This is a genomic window from Actinokineospora sp. (assembly GCF_050699995.1).
Lineage (GTDB): Bacteria > Actinomycetota > Actinomycetes > Mycobacteriales > Pseudonocardiaceae > Actinokineospora.
On sequence record NZ_JBOHGC010000432.1, the window covers coordinates 13,921 to 28,281 of the forward strand.

Here is a 14,361-nt window from a genome sequence, read left to right on the forward strand (position 1 = left end):
TTCCGACATGGTCAGCATCGAGGTCCAGAATGCCTCCGTCGACTTCCCGATCTTCGACGCGAAGACGCGGTCGCTGAAGAAGGCCGTCCTCGGCAAGGTCGGCGGCAAGATCGGCACGGAAACCAGAATCCCGATAATCGAAGCGCTGCACGACATCACGCTCACCCTCAAAGAGGGCGACCGGGTCGCGCTCGTCGGGCACAACGGCGCGGGCAAGTCGACGCTGCTGCGGCTGCTCTCGGGCATCTACGAACCCACCCGCGGCACCTCGAAGATCAACGGCAAGATCGCCCCGGTGTTCGACCTCGCGGTCGGCATGGACCCGGAGATCTCCGGTCTCGAGAACATCATGATCCGCGGCCTTTTCCTTGGCATGTCGCGCAAGCAGATGGAGGCGCGGGTCGAGGACATTTCCCAGTTCACCGAACTGGGCGACTACCTGCACCTGCCGCTGCGCACCTACTCGACCGGCATGCGGGTTCGGCTGGCGCTGGGCGTGGTCACCTCGATCGACCCGGAGATCCTGCTGCTCGACGAGGGCATCGGCGCGGTCGACGCGGCGTTCATGGCCAAGGCTCGCGACCGGCTCGTCGACCTGGTGCGCCGGTCGGGCATGCTGGTGTTCGCCTCGCATTCCGACGAGTTGCTGTTCGAACTGTGCAACACCGCGATCTGGATGGATGAGGGCCGGGTGAAGATGCACGGCTCGCTGCGTGATGTCCTGACCGCCTACAAGGGCCACGACCCGTACGAGCACATGAGCCAGGAGACCCTGGAAAGGCTGGGCCTGACGCTATGAGCACCGCCGCGCAGTTGCCGCCGGGATCGGTCGTGGCCGTGGTGGTCACCAGGCACCGCCGAGCGCTGCTCGCGGACTCCCTGAAGATGATCGCGGCGCAGTCACGGCCGCCGGAACACGTCGTCGTCGTCGACAACGGCCCCGACGACCCGGCGCGCGACATCGTCGAGTCGTGCGGTGTGCCCGCCACCTACCTGGTGTCGCACCGCAACCTGGGCGGCGCGGGCGGCTTCGCCCTCGGCATGCTGCACGCTCTGGCCATGGGCGCGGACTGGCTGTGGCTGGCCGACGACGACGGTCGCCCAGCGGACGAGTCCGTGCTGGGCACGCTGCTCGACGTCGCCGAGAAGCGCGGTCTGGCCGAGGTCTCGCCGGTCGTGACCAACATCGAGGCGCCCGACAAGCTCGCCTTCCCGTTGCGCCGCGGCCTGACGTGGAAGCGCAGCGCGGGCGAGCTCGGGCAGGACTTCCTGCCGGGCATCGCGTCGCTGTTCAACGGCGCGCTGTTCCGCGCGGACACCCTCGACGTGGTCGGCGTCCCGGACTACCGGTTGTTCTTCCGCGGCGACGAGGTCGAGGTCCACCGCAGGCTGGTGCGCTCCGGCCTGCCGTTCGGCACCTGCCTGACCGTGTCCTACCTGCACCCGGACGGCTCGGACGAGTTCAAGCCGATGCTCGGCGGCCGGTTCCACGCGCAGGACCCGGACAACGCGATCAAGCGGTACTACACCTATCGCAACCGCGGGTACCTGATGTCGCAGCCGGGGATGCGCAAGATCGGGATGCTGGAAGTCCTCCGCTTCGGCATGTACTTCCTCGGCACCAAGCGCGACCCGAAGGCCTTTGTGGAATGGCTGAAACTGGTGCGCAAGGGCCGGCAGGAGAAGTTCTTCCGGGCCTGACGCCCGGGCACTCTCGTCAGGTGGCGCCGCACCGGTCCGACGTTTCGCGAACTCCCGACGTGAGCCGCTAAACGCCGATACTGTGCGTGGTTGGGGGCCGCCGAACGAGAGGAACGTGATGGACGAGGCCAAGCTCCAGGCGACGATGCGACGCTTCGAGGAACAGGCAGCCCGAGCTTCGGCGCTCAAGGAGAGCATCGCGCAGCTCAAGGGCAGCGCGCGCAACGGCGACGGCTCGGTGACGGTGACCGTCGCCCCGTCCGGTGCGGTTCTCGGCCTGCAGTTGGGGCCCGCGGCGATGAAGATGTCGCACGTCCAGCTCACGCAGGAGATCCTCGGCACCATCCGGCAGGCGACCCAGCAGGCCGCGGCCGCGATGGAGCAGCTCGTCCGCCCAGCCGTTGGTGAGGCCCAGTTCGCCCAGTTCCAGGAGGCGTTCCGGGCCCATACGCCCGACCAGCCCGCGATGGGCCCCTCGGCTCCCCCGCCTCCCGCGGCGCTGCCCGCACCGCCGCCGCCGGGCACCTCCCGGGCCGATTTCTCCGCACCCCAGCCCACCCGGAACCCGCGGCCGCCGAGTCACGTCGAAGACGGTGACGACGACGACTTCTCGACCGGTTCGATCTTCGGGGGCAATCGATGACCATGATCATCAGCGGCGAGGCGCTCGAGGCCTACAGCAAGGGCTCGGAGGCCACCGGCGAGCACTTCGGCGCGCTCGCCGGGGTGTTCGAGCAGGCGCGGGTGTCCGACGACTGTTTCGGCCCGCTGGGCGAGTTCCTCGCGTTCGCGTACTTCGACAACGTCGAGGAATGCCAGCAGCTGGCCACCCAGGCGAAGACGTACATGTCCGCCGTGTCGGCCGCGGTGACCGACACCGCGAAGAACTACAGCAGCACCGACACCGCGGAGGCCGGGACCTACGGCCAGCTGTCGGGCTCGCTCGACGGTCCGAGCGGCATCGGCTCGGTCAACGCGGGCGACGGCAACTCGAAGGGCTACCTCGAACAGCACGCGGGCTACGGCAGCTCCTGGGTCAACGCGAGCTCCGACCTGGCCGACGCGGGCACTCCGCCGGAAATCGCCATCGCCACGGTGAACGCGCGGATGCAGCAGCTCGAAGCCGTCACCAGCCCCGGGCAGGCGTTCTTCGACAACGGTCTCGGCTTCCTCATCGGCCTGGTGATCAGCCCGCTCGTCGAGTTCGTGCTCGAACCGGCGATCGGCGACCCCGAGCAGATGCGCCGCACCGGTGAGGGCTGGGAGAAGATCGCCCAGTGGGTCGAGGGCGCGGGCGAGCACGAGAAGCAGCGCTCCACCGCCACCCAGCCGGTCTGGGAGGGCAAGGCAGGCGACGCGTTCCGCGCCGAGATGGCCGAGTTCGCCGAGGGCGCCAAGGCCATGGCCTCGGACATCCTGGGTCTGAAGGAGAACCTGGACCTCGCGGCCGACCTGTTCGACCTGTTCGTCGAGACCGTCATCGACATCATCCAGGAACTCGTGATCGGCCTGATCATCGAGTGGCTGGCCGCCCTGGCCGCCTCCTGGATCACCGCGGGCGCCTCCGTGGCGGCGGCGACCGGGCTGACCTCGGCTCAGGTCGCGATCACCGGCACCCGGTTGGGCACCAAAGTCGCCAACCTGCTGCACAAGCTCAAGCCGATCTTCACCAAGCTCGAGGACCTGCTCAAGCAACTCCGCAACGGTCGGCTTCGCACCGTCGTCTCCAAGATGGAGAACATGCGCGACGGCAACATGGCGCAGAAGTTCGTCGCGCGCAAGATCGACAGCAATCCGCTGTTCAAGATCGCCACCAAGGCCGATGCCAGCACGGGCGCCTCTAAGGCCGGTGTAAACGTGTTCGGCGCGGGGGTGACGGGCGAGCAGGCTCTCGCGCAGAACGTGGCGGACGCCGGACTGCGGATGGCGGGACTCAGCGGCACGACGAAAGGAAGCATCGCGCTTACCAACGCGGCGATGGAGAACGTGCCCGGCGCAGTGATCGAGTACGGCGTCGAGAAGGGCTACAACAAGGCGACGGACCCCTCGACCGAAGAGGAGCGCCGGGCCGACACGGACCGGGGCTTCACCCTTGACGAATGAGTGGACCGCACATGGACCCGCATACTCTGATGCCCGGAATCCAGGCTCGGCGCCTGCTCGCGCCCAGGGAGGACCTTCTCTGGGCGACCAGCGCAGGCCTGCAGCATTTCGACGTCCCGGGGCTCAACCCGGACGGCACGCCGAGCCCCGGCCTGCTCTCGCGTGCCGTCAGCGGCACCGTCGGCGCCGCCTTGATGATCGCGGTCCCGCCCGAGCCGGGAAGCGACTCAGGCAAGTCGACCCCACCCGATGTGGTCGTCGTCGGCAAGTCCGTCGATGATCTCGCGGTCGGACACGGCCTCCAGTTCCGAGAGCCCGGTATGTGGGCGCTGACCACCGGGCGATTGCTGCGGGCAGTCGGGATCAAGCAACCGGAGCCTGAGGCCAAACCGAAGAAGAAGGGCTTCCTGAGCGGCGTGGTCGAGGTCGGGAAGATCGTCGCGGACGTGGTCACCTCGCCCACGACCAAGGCAGGCATGGAAACGCTCGCCGGTGAGTGGCAGGTCGTCGCCGAATTCCCGAGGGCACACATCCGGGCGATCTCCGTGCAGGAGCGCTCGACGTCGCTGGGACGCAGGCCCGCACTGCGCGTGCAGTTGGCCGACGGCTCGGGATTCGACTTCCTCCTGGGCGCCAGAGTGCCCATGGCCCAGTTCGAGCGGATGCTCGCCCTGTCTCACGGAGCGCCGGAGTGATCAACGGTTTGGACCCGGACGAGACGGTCTTGCACCTGCTTGTCTGCGAGAACCTCGCAGTGGGAACCCGGGTGGGGGGTGTCATCGAGGTGCCCCGAAAGGCTCGGCCAGACTCCCCGAAACTGGTGTTCGACGCCCCCAAGTGGCCCCTGCCCGCGCGAAGGATCGTCAGCGGCGAGTTCACGCATAACGACTGGGTGGACGATCCGGCGATCGGCATGTTGGCAGAGGCGAGCCACCCGCGGCAGGACGCGGTCCAAGTGGCGGAGCAGGCGGCCGCGGGCCTCGGCTTGGTCGCGATCCTCGCGACCGGCAAGCGGCTGACCGTCGCCTTTCCTCGGAAGCTGCTGGCGGCGCAGCCCGACTCGCCGGAACGGGAGCGAGGCAGCCTGCTCGGGCGCGCCTACGACTTCGTCGTGTCCACCAGGACAGAGTGGGATCTCGGGGACCCGGTTCACGTTCAGCACAGCGTGCCCGCGGCGCGGGTCGCCGGGATCGCTTCGGTGATGCTGGGCCGATCGATTCCCGCGCCGACATTCACCCGAGTGGCGTTCACCGATGGGTCACTGCTGTACGTCCGGGAAGACAGCCTCGGCCGCGGGGCCACGTTGGCGAAAGAGATCAATCGACGCTGACTTCCGCTCGTAGCTGATCCGCTACCGGTGAACCCGCCTTGCCCGCTTGCGCCCGCGGTGGTCAGGTGATGGCATGAGCGATTCCCAGCGCACCCTCATCCTCCACCTCGCCACCGGCGGCGAACCCGTCGTGTTCAACCTGTCGCCCAAGAGCGTCAAGAGTCTCAAGCCCCGGCTCCCGGTCCTGATGGCCTCGGGCGGCGTGGACACTCTCGAACTCGACGACGGCAACACAGTCGCGGTCAACTTCGGGCACGTCGTCACCGCCCACCTCGACGAGCTGCCGTCACACGTGCGCGTCTACGGCAGCCCCAACCGCAAGGGCAGCGGCTTCGGCGTCTGATCAGTGCCGGAAGACGACGGTCCGCAGCATCACGAAGTTGATCGTCGTCCCCACGCCCTGAGCGACGACCCACGCGATGGCGTACTCCCACCGCATCTGAGGTAGCAGCTCGAGCATCAGCGCGTTGGTGCCGACGTTGACGAAGAACGTCACGGTATAGAGCAGGGCGAACCCGCCCGCCTGGCTCGCGCCGCGGTCGGCCGCACCCGAGAAGGTGAACCGCTTGTTGAGGAAGTAGGCGGTGGTGGTGCCCGCGATGAAGCTCAGCGCCTTGGCCAGGTGCACCCAGGTGCCCGCCTGCAGCAGCAGCCAGTAGGCGCCGGAGTCGACCAGGGCGCAGAACCCGCCGACCATGACGAAGCGCGTGAGCTGTCTCACCAGCCCCGCGCGCTCGGAGTCGCTCCTGACCTCGGCCACCCGGCCAGTCTAGGGACGCCGCTACGCTGGCTTGGGTGGAGGCTGTTTCAAACGCAGGACCGGAGTTCGAGACCCGCGCGCTGACCGGCTGGGGCCGTACCGCGCCGTCGGTCGCCAGGGTCGCCTATCCGACGACCGAAGAGCAGGTCATCGCCGCGGTGGGGCAGGCGACCGAGCGCGGAGTCATCGCGCGTGGGCTGGGCCGGTCCTACGGCGATCCGGCGCAGAACGCGGGCGGCATCGTCGTCGACATGAACGGCTTGGACCGCATCCACTCGATCGACGCGGACAGCGGCCTGGCCGTGCTCGACGCCGGGGTGAACCTCGACCAGCTGATGCGTGCCGCGCTGCCGTTCGGGCTGTGGGTGCCGGTGCTGCCGGGGACCCGGCAGGTCACGATCGGCGGGGCCATCGGGTCCGACATCCACGGCAAGAACCACCACTCCGCGGGCAGCTTCGGCAACCACGTGCGGTCGATGGACCTGCTCACCGCCGACGGACGGGTGCGCACGATCACCCCCGACGGCCCGGAGTCGGACCTGTTCTGGGCGACCGTGGGCGGCATGGGCCTGACCGGGATCATCCTGCGCGCGACCGTGGCGCTCAAACAGGTCGAGAGCGCGTACTTCGTTGTCGACACCGACCGGACGTCCACTTTGGACGAGACGCTGTCGCTGTTCGCCGACGGGTCCGACGAGAACTACGACTACTCGATGGCCTGGTTCGACTCCATCTCCACCGACGACAAGCTCGGCCGCGCGGTCTTCTCCCGCGGCTCACTGGCCACAGTGGACCAGCTGCCGAAGAAGCTGCGCGCGAACCCGCTGAAGTTCGACGCGCCGCAGCTGCTGACGCTGCCGAACATCTTCCCCAACGGGTTGGCCAACAAGCTGACGTTCCGGGCACTCGGCGAGGCCTGGTACCGCAAGGCGCCCAAGCAGGCCCGCGGGCAGATCCAGAACCTGACGGCGTTCTACCACCCGCTCGACCTGTTCGGCGAGTGGAACCGGGCCTACGGGCCCAACGGTTTCCTGCAGTACCAGTTCATCATCCCCTTCGAGGCCGACGCCGACCTGCGCGGGATCGTGCGCCGCATTGCCGAGTCCGGGCACGTGTCGTTCCTCAACGTGCTCAAGCGGATGGGCGAAAGCAACGCCGCGCCGCTGTCGTTCCCGCGGCCGGGGTGGACCATCACGGTTGACTTTCCCATCACACCAAGGCTTCCGGCGTTCTGCGCGGAACTCGACGAGCTCGTGCTCGGCGTGGGCGGGCGCCTGTACCTGGCAAAGGAATCGCGCACCGCGCCGGAAACCTTCCACCGCATGTACCCGCGGCTCGACGAGTGGCGCAAGGTGCGCCAGAGCGTCGATCCGGACGGCCTGTTCATCTCCGACCAGGCGCGCAGGCTCGAACTCTGACGAACACCGACTAGAGGGCTCAGACCTTGATCAACGCAGTAGGCATTCCCCAATCCCTGCTCCTGCTCGGCGGCACCTCCGAGATCGGCTTGGCCGTCGCGGAGAACTACGCCCGCCAGGCGCCGCTGACGGTCGTCCTCGCGGCCCGCCCGTCCGAGCGGCTCGACGCCGCCGCGGAGAAGCTGCGCGGCCTCGGCGCGACGGTGCGCACGATTCCCTTCGACGCCAAGGACATCGACTCGCACCCGGCGGTCGTCGAGCAGGCCTTCGCCGATGGGGACATCGACGTCACCGTGGTCGCCTTCGGTCTGCTGGGCGACCCGGAACAGGCCTGGCAGGACCACGCCGCCGGGGTCGAGCTGGCCCAGGTCAACTACACCGCACCGGTGTCGCTGGGCATCGCGCTCGCCGAGCGGCTGCGCAAGCAGGGCCACGGCTCGATCGTCGCACTGTCCTCTGTGGCCGGTGAGCGGGTCCGCAGGTCCAACTTCGTCTACGGCTCGACGAAGGCGGGCTTCGACGGGTTCTACCTCGGCCTCGGCGAAGCGCTGCGGCCCGACGGAATCCACGTCACCGTCGTGCGCCCCGGTTTCGTCCACACCAAGATGACCGAGGGTCTCAAGGCCGCCCCCATGGCCACCACCCCGGACAAGGTCGCCGAAATCGTCGTCGACGCCGTCCGCAGGCGCCGCGACCTGGTTTGGGCCCCCGGCCAGTGGCGCGCGGTCATGTCGGTCCTTCGTCACATCCCGCGGCCGATCTTCCGCAAACTGCCCATCTGACGCACGACAGAACCGGCTGGTGAAGTGATACTCACCAAGTGGCCGGATCGGCCCACAAGTGTGCCAAAATCGGTCCGATGGAGGTTTGAGCACACTGGGGGAACTTGTGCGCATCCTTGTGTTGGGCCCGGTCGAGATTCGGGCAGGCGACACTCCGGTCACGCTGGGCGGTCCGAAGCCCAAGGCGCTGCTGTCGGCGCTGCTGCTGCAGGCACGGCAGGTCGTGCGCATCGAGCGGCTGGTCGACCTGGTCTGGGACAACGACCCGCCGCAGTCGGCGACCGCGCTGGTGCACACGTATGTCTCGCTTCTCCGGCGCGGTTTCGCCGCCGCCGACCGCAAGGGCGTGCTGGCCACGCGCGCGCCCGGCTACCTGCTCGACGTCGGTGCGGGTGACAGCGACCTGGAGGACTTCGGCACGCACGTGGCCGCGGCGCGCCACGCGGAGCGCGCCGGGGACCACGAGACCGCGGCGCGAGAGTTCGCGGCGGCCGTCGACGTGTGGCGTGGGGCGCCGTTCGGCGGGGTCGACTCCGGGTTCGCGCGTGCGCACGGCGACCGGCTCGTCCAGGAGCGGCTCGGCGCCGAGGAGGGGCTGGCCCGGTGCAAGCTCGTGGCGGGCCGAGCCGACGAGGTCGCCGACGACCTGCGCAGGCTGGTAGCCAGCCACCCGCTGCGTGAGGAGTCGCGTGGGCTGCTGATGCGCTCGCTGTTCGAGAGCGGCCGCCAAGCCGACGCACTGGAGGTCTACCGGGAGGGCCGGACCTTTTTGCTCGACGAATTGGGGCTCGAACCCGGCGAAAAGCTCCGTGAGCTGCAGAGTTCCATCCTCGACGGCACCCTGCGGCCACTCGCCACGACACCGCGGGCGCCCGTGGCCGCGCGGGTGCTGCCCACCCCACGCCCGAGCGACCCCGCCGCGCCCCGGCTGCTGCCGCCCGACATCGGCGACTTCACCGGCCGCGACGAGCCGCTGGCGACGGTGCTGGGCTTCGGGCAGCCCGACAGCACCCGCAGGGCCGTGCCGACCGTGGTGATCTCCGGGTTCGGCGGTGCCGGGAAGTCGGCGCTGGCCATCCATGCCGCGCACCTGCTGCGCACGCACTACCCGGACGGGCAGTTGTTCGCCGACCTGCGCGGATCCGACCGCGACCTCGGCGCGTTCGAGGTGCTGGGGCGGTTCCTCGGCTGCTTCGGGGTCACCGGAGCCGATCTGCCCGCGACCCTCGACGACCGGGTCGAGCTGTACCGGCGCACGGTGTCGGGCCGCAAGCTGGCGATCGTCCTGGACAACGCCCGCGAGGAGCAGCAGGTCCGGCCGTTGTTGCCGGGCGACGTGAGCTGCCTTGTGATCATCACCAGCCGGTCGCGGCTCACCGGCCTGCAGGGCATCGAACCGGTTGAACTCGACTTCTTCGACACCGCCGCGGGTGTCGAGATGCTCGGCAACATCATCGGCGCCGACCGGGTCGAGTCCCAGCGCAGCGAGGCCGAGCGGATCGCCGACCTGTGTGGCGGCATCCCGCTGGCCATCCGGGCGGCAGCGGCGAAGCTGCTCGCCCGGCCGCATTGGCCGCTCAAGTCGCTGGCCTCGCGGCTCTCCGACGAGCACCGCAGGCTCGACGAGCTGTCCATCGGCGACCTGGCGATCCGGTCGAGCCTGCGGCTCAACTACACCGAACTCGACGACGTCCAGCGCCGCGCGTTCCACCTGCTGTGCCTGCTCGACCTGCCCGACTTCGGCTGGTGGCTGGCCGCCCCGCTGCTCGACGTCGCCTTGGAGGACGCCGAGGACATCGTCGAGCAGCTCGTCGAGCTGCGCCTGCTGGATGTGGCGGGCGTCGACGCCATCGGCCGGGTCCGCTACCGCTTCCACGACTTGGTGCAGCTCTTCGGCGCCGAGCACGCGGTCGGCGACGAACCGTCGGACCTCATCGCCGCCGCGGTGTCGCGCACCCTGGCCACGTGGATGGCGCTGGTCGAGGCCGGGTCACGCAAGCTGCCGCGGGTCACCCTGGGCCTGCGCCCGGCGCTGACGTCGAACGTCGACGTCGACCCCCGGCTGATCCAGGAGACCGAGGCCGACCCGACGAACTGGCTCAAGTCCGAGACCGCCGCGGTGGTGCGTGCCGTCGAGCGCGCCCACGATCTTGGCATCGACGGGATGACAACGCTGCTGATCACGTCGCTGTTGTCCTCGCCGTTCGCCGCGCGCAACGAGTTCGACGGCTGGCAGCGCACGCACGAGGTCGCCCTGCGGGCCGCGCGCTGCAACAACGACCAGCAGGCCGAAGCCGTCGTCCTGGCCGGTCTCGGGCAGCTCTATTACGAGAAGGACGACTTCCCGACCGCCCTCGACCACTTCCAGCAGGCGCTGGGCCACGCCGAGACCATCGGCGACGACACCACCCGGGCCGTCGCCCTGGTCGGCATCGGAACCGTCCGCCGCGACCTTGCCCAGTTCGCCGAGGCGCAGCGCGACCTGGCCGCCGCCGCGGAGTCGGCCGAGGCGAGCGGGGACCACCCGGTGCTCGCGGCCGCCCGCTACGGGCTGGGGGCGATCAGCCGCGACCACGGCGACGTGGACACCGCGGCGAGCCAGTTCCGGCGCTGCGTCGAGCTGTACCAGAAGGTCGACGACCGCCGCGGGGAAGCGCTGGCCCTGCGTGGGCTGAGCCTGTGCCACCGCGCGATCGGCGAACACGCCGAAGCCGCCGACCTGAGTGCCGACGCCGCCCGGCTGCTGCTCGAGGCGGGTGACGAACTCGGGGCGATCTACGCCAAGCAGTCCTGGGCGAAGGCGCGGCTGCGCATGGGCGCCACCGACGACGTCGCCGACACGCTCGCCGCGTGCCTGCGGGTCTGCACCGCCCAGTGCGACCGGTTCGGCGGTGCCCTGATGACCCGCACGGTCGGCGAACTGCACCTCGCGCTGGGCGACCTGCCCAGCGCCCGGGAGGCGCTGCTCGACGCGCTCGCGAAGTGGTCGGAGTTGGAGCTGCCGCTCTGGCAGGCCAGGACGCTGCGCGACCTCGCCGCGGCCGACCCGGAACGGGCCGATGAGCACTGGGCGCGCGCCCGCGAGCTGTTCGCGTCGACCGGCGCCCGCGAACTGGCCGAGACCGCGGACCTCACCCCGGCGGACTGGCGTGACCGGGTCCGGATCCAGGCCCGCTTATAGGTTTCCTCTAGCGAACTTGAAGCCCGGTTACAGCGGCGTGCGCGACTCTTCTCGTGTCAGGGAACCGACGACACGAGAGCAGGGCACGACGACATGTCCATCGCGCACCGGGATCTCGCCGTCGGCAGGCCGATCCGCCGCAGCGAGATCATCGAGCGCGCGGAGAGCTGGCTGCGGCCTTCGGTTCCCTATAGCCAGACCAAGTTCCACCAGAACGAACACGGGATCTACCGCACTGACTGCTCGGGCTATGTCTCAATGGCCTGGGGTCTACCCGGGGTACCGCCGAATCGCCATGGCGGCCTCGACACGATCGGACTCGCCCGGATCAGTTCGCTGATCACCAAGGACGAGTTGGTCGCGGGCGACGTCCTGCTGCGGACCGAGGGCACCAACCTCACCCGGCACGTGACGATCTTCCACGAGTGGGCCACCAGCCAACGGACCGCATACTGGGGGTTCGAGCAGTCAGGCGGGACCGGCACCGTACTACGCCGAATCGCCTTTCCCTACGACCAAGACGGCGAGCTGTACACACCTCGTCGATATTCGCTCGTCGCCCGCAATCAGAGGTAGACCGACAAAGCCAAGCAGGCGACCCAGGAGGCCCCGAGTATTTGCAGCACCCGGTCCTTGAGGGCGATGTCCTCCGGTTCGCCCGCCCCGCCCTGGTCGACGTCGACGGCGTAGCGCAGGACCGCGATGACGAACGGGACGATCGAGATGACCGCCCACACCGAGTGGTTCGGGCTGCGCTCGCGGATCTCAAAAGCCCACAGGGAGTATGTGGTGATCATGATCGCGGCCGAGGTGGCCCACACGAACCGCAGATAGCTCGACGAGTACTTCCGCAGCGACTCGCGGATCTTCGCGCCGGTCTTCTCGAAGAGGACGACTTCGGCGTAGCGCTTGCCCGCGACCATGAACAGCGAGCCGAATGCCGCCACCAGGAGGAACCACTGCGACAGCGGGATACCGGCCGCGGCACCGCCCGCGATGGCGCGCAGCAGGAAGCCGGAGGCCACGATGCAGAGGTCGATCACCGGCTGGTGCTTGAGCCCCAGGCAGTACGCGAGCTGCACCGCGGCGTAGACGGCAAGCACGATCACCAGCGGCCAGCCGGTGAGCAGGCCCAGCGCCAGCGAGGCGACCAGCAGGACAGCGGAAGTGATGTACGCGAGACGGACCGGCACGATTCCCGCGGCAATCGGTCGGTTGCGCTTGGTGGGGTGCGCGCGGTCGGCCTCGACGTCGATCGCGTCGTTGACCAGGTAGACCGCCGACGACACCAGGCAGAACGCGGCGAACGCCAGCGCGGCGTCGAGCAGGACCGGGCCCTCGAAGATCCGGTTGCCCGCGAACGGCGCCGCCAGGACCAGGACGTTCTTGACCCACTGGCGCGGCCGAGCCGTGCGCAGGAGCCCGCCGGACAGTCCCGGCTTGGCCACCTCCGCCACCGCCTCGCTCACGAGCGCCTCTTCAGCTTGCGCCGCAACAGACCGCCGACGACCGCGCCCAGCACGGACCCGGCGACCACGTCGGTCGGGTAGTGCACCCCGAGAACCAGCCGGGAGACGAGCATCGGCGGCACCAGGACGGGCACCAGACGGCGGCCGGTCAGCCCTGAGAACAGGACCGCGGCCGCCGTCGTGGACGTCGCGTGTGAGGACGGGAAGCTCAGCTTGCTGGGCGTGCTGACCAGCACCCGCACCGAAGGGTCTTCGGGACGGGGCCGCCGCACGACCCGCTTGACCGCGATCGACGCCGCGTGCGCCGCGACGATCCCGGCCGAAGCCGCGAGCCAGTCGCACCGCCTGCGCTTGTCGACCGCGGCCCCGACGAGGCCGAGGGCGAACCAGCCCGCGCTGTGCTCACCGAAGTGGGACAGCCCGCGAGCCGCTTTCACCACCGCCGGGTTGGCGATGGCGCCTTGGACGCGGCTCAGCGCGGCGGTTTCCCGTCCCACGTGCCTAACCGTCCAGCGAACCGTCGAGAGGGGCGCCCGTGGTCAGGTGCGGCGCGACCCTGTTGTCGAAGGCCGACAGGGCCGAACCGATCGCCATGTGCATGTCGAGGTACTGGTAGGTGCCCAGTCGACCACCGAAGATGAGGTTCTTCTCGGCGGCCTCGGCCTTGGCCAGGTCCCGGTAGTGCGACAGCTTCTCGCGGTCTTCCGGGGTGTTGATCGGGTAGTACGGCTCGTCGCCGGACTCGGCGAAGCGCGAGTACTCGCGGACGATGACCGTCTTGTCCGTCGGGTAGTGCGTGCGCTCCGGGTGGAAGTGCCGGAACTCGTGGATGCGGGTGTAGGGGACCTCTTCGTCGTTGTAGTTCATGACGGAGGTGCCCTGGAAGTCGCCAGTCGCGACGACCTCGGTCTCGAAGTCCAGCGTGCGCCAGCCGAGCTCGCCCGCGGAGTAGTCGAAGTAGCGGTCCAGTGGGCCGGTGTAGACCGTGGGGGTCCCGGCCGGGATCTGGTCGCGGATGTCGAAGTAGTCCGTGTTCAGCTGCACGTCGATGTTCTCGTGCTCGGCCATCTTCTCCAGCCACGCGGTGTACCCGTTGACGGGCAGACCCTCGTAGGCGTCGTTGAAGTACCGGTTGTTGAAGTTGTAGCGGACCGGCAGGCGGGTGATGATCGCCGCGCCCAGCTCCTTGGGGTCGGTCTGCCACTGCTTGGCGGTGTAGCCGCGGACGAACGCCTCGTACAGCGGGCGGCCGATCAGCGAGATCGCCTTCTCCTCGAGGTTCTGCGCGTCCTCGGTCTTGATCTCCGCCGACTGCTCGGCGATGAGCGCCTTGGCCTCGTCCGGGGTGAAGGACTTGCCGAAGAAGCTGTTGATCATCGCGAGGTTCATCGGGAAGGCGTAGACCTGGCCCTGGTAGCGCGCGAACACCCGGTGCTGGTAGTCGGTGAACTCGGTGAACTGGTTCACGTAGTCCCACACCCGCTTGTTCGAGGTGTGGAAGAGGTGCGCACCGTACTTGTGCACCTCGATCCCGGTCTCCGGCTCAGGCTCGGAGTAGGCGTTGCCGCCGATATGGGACCGCCGATCGATGACGAGCACACGCTTGCCCAGTTGGGT

General features: G+C 69.0%; 15 protein-coding genes. 11 read left to right on the forward strand and 4 right to left on the reverse strand.

Going from position 1 to position 14,361, the window contains the following annotated elements; genetic code table 11:
* Positions 1-7: 7 nt before the first annotated feature.
* The 7 genes from wzt (at position 8) to ACRDSQ_RS21450 (ending at position 5,477) form a co-directional block, all read left to right on the forward strand.
* On the forward strand, positions 8-799 hold the full coding sequence (wzt, locus tag ACRDSQ_RS21420) for a galactan export ABC transporter ATP-binding subunit Wzt/RfbE (RefSeq protein ID WP_431423552.1): 792 nt from the start codon (positions 8-10) through the stop codon (positions 797-799).
* A complete protein-coding gene (gene glfT1, locus ACRDSQ_RS21425) occupies positions 796-1,701 on the forward strand; it encodes a galactofuranosyltransferase GlfT1 (RefSeq protein WP_431423528.1) in 906 nt (301 codons plus the stop codon). The genes wzt and glfT1 overlap by 4 nt, the downstream gene beginning before the upstream one ends.
* Before the next feature lie 118 nt (positions 1,702-1,819).
* Positions 1,820-2,344, forward strand: coding sequence for a YbaB/EbfC family nucleoid-associated protein (locus ACRDSQ_RS21430; RefSeq protein ID WP_431423529.1), 525 nt, complete (start codon positions 1,820-1,822; stop codon positions 2,342-2,344).
* Positions 2,341-3,804: a WXG100 family type VII secretion target gene (locus ACRDSQ_RS21435; protein WP_431423531.1), complete on the forward strand. Its 1,464-nt coding sequence runs from the start codon at positions 2,341-2,343 to the stop codon at positions 3,802-3,804. Before ACRDSQ_RS21430 ends, ACRDSQ_RS21435 begins: the two co-directional genes overlap by 4 nt.
* The gene (locus ACRDSQ_RS21440) at positions 3,801-4,499 is read left to right on the forward strand and encodes a hypothetical protein (RefSeq protein ID WP_431423533.1); all 699 of its coding nucleotides are present in this window, start codon (positions 3,801-3,803) and stop codon (positions 4,497-4,499) included. The genes ACRDSQ_RS21435 and ACRDSQ_RS21440 overlap by 4 nt, the downstream gene beginning before the upstream one ends.
* A 125-nt stretch (positions 4,500-4,624) precedes the next feature.
* The gene (locus ACRDSQ_RS21445) at positions 4,625-5,134 is read left to right on the forward strand and encodes a hypothetical protein (protein ID WP_431423534.1); all 510 of its coding nucleotides are present in this window, start codon (positions 4,625-4,627) and stop codon (positions 5,132-5,134) included.
* 73 nt (positions 5,135-5,207) lie between these two features.
* Positions 5,208-5,477, forward strand: a complete 270-nt coding sequence (locus ACRDSQ_RS21450) for a hypothetical protein (RefSeq protein WP_431423536.1) — start codon at positions 5,208-5,210, stop codon at positions 5,475-5,477.
* On the opposite strand, the gene ACRDSQ_RS21455 is transcribed toward ACRDSQ_RS21450, so the two are convergent.
* The gene (locus ACRDSQ_RS21455; protein WP_431423537.1) at positions 5,478-5,894 is read right to left on the reverse strand and encodes a GtrA family protein; all 417 of its coding nucleotides are present in this window, start codon (positions 5,892-5,894) and stop codon (positions 5,478-5,480) included.
* A 35-nt stretch (positions 5,895-5,929) separates the two neighbouring features.
* Here ACRDSQ_RS21455 and ACRDSQ_RS21460 point away from each other — a divergent pair, with 35 nt between their 5' ends.
* The 4 genes from ACRDSQ_RS21460 to ACRDSQ_RS21475 all read left to right on the forward strand — a co-directional run bounded on the left by ACRDSQ_RS21460 (position 5,930) and on the right by ACRDSQ_RS21475 (position 11,851).
* On the forward strand, positions 5,930-7,312 hold the full coding sequence (locus tag ACRDSQ_RS21460; protein WP_431423539.1) for an FAD-binding protein: 1,383 nt from the start codon (positions 5,930-5,932) through the stop codon (positions 7,310-7,312).
* Between the two features lie 26 nt (positions 7,313-7,338).
* Complete coding sequence (locus tag ACRDSQ_RS21465; RefSeq protein ID WP_431423541.1) at positions 7,339-8,094, forward strand: decaprenylphospho-beta-D-erythro-pentofuranosid-2-ulose 2-reductase; 756 nt, start codon at positions 7,339-7,341, stop codon at positions 8,092-8,094.
* 85 nt (positions 8,095-8,179) lie between these two features.
* Positions 8,180-11,275 (forward strand): BTAD domain-containing putative transcriptional regulator, encoded by a 3,096-nt coding sequence (locus tag ACRDSQ_RS21470; protein ID WP_431423543.1) that lies wholly within the window; start codon positions 8,180-8,182, stop codon positions 11,273-11,275.
* A gap of 93 nt (positions 11,276-11,368) precedes the next feature.
* Positions 11,369-11,851, forward strand: coding sequence for a hypothetical protein (locus tag ACRDSQ_RS21475; RefSeq protein WP_431423544.1), 483 nt, complete (start codon positions 11,369-11,371; stop codon positions 11,849-11,851).
* On the opposite strand, the gene ACRDSQ_RS21480 is transcribed toward ACRDSQ_RS21475, so the two are convergent.
* The 3 genes from ACRDSQ_RS21480 to glf all read right to left on the reverse strand — a co-directional run.
* Complete coding sequence (locus ACRDSQ_RS21480) at positions 11,842-12,744, reverse strand: decaprenyl-phosphate phosphoribosyltransferase (protein WP_431423545.1); 903 nt, start codon at positions 12,742-12,744, stop codon at positions 11,842-11,844. The genes ACRDSQ_RS21475 and ACRDSQ_RS21480 overlap by 10 nt on opposite strands.
* Positions 12,741-13,241, reverse strand: a complete 501-nt coding sequence (locus tag ACRDSQ_RS21485) for a phosphatase PAP2 family protein (RefSeq protein ID WP_431423547.1) — start codon at positions 13,239-13,241, stop codon at positions 12,741-12,743. The genes ACRDSQ_RS21480 and ACRDSQ_RS21485 overlap by 4 nt, the downstream gene beginning before the upstream one ends.
* Before the next feature lie 4 nt (positions 13,242-13,245).
* A partial coding sequence (glf, locus tag ACRDSQ_RS21490) for a UDP-galactopyranose mutase (protein WP_431423548.1) occupies positions 13,246-14,361 on the reverse strand: 1,116 nt, incomplete at its 5' end.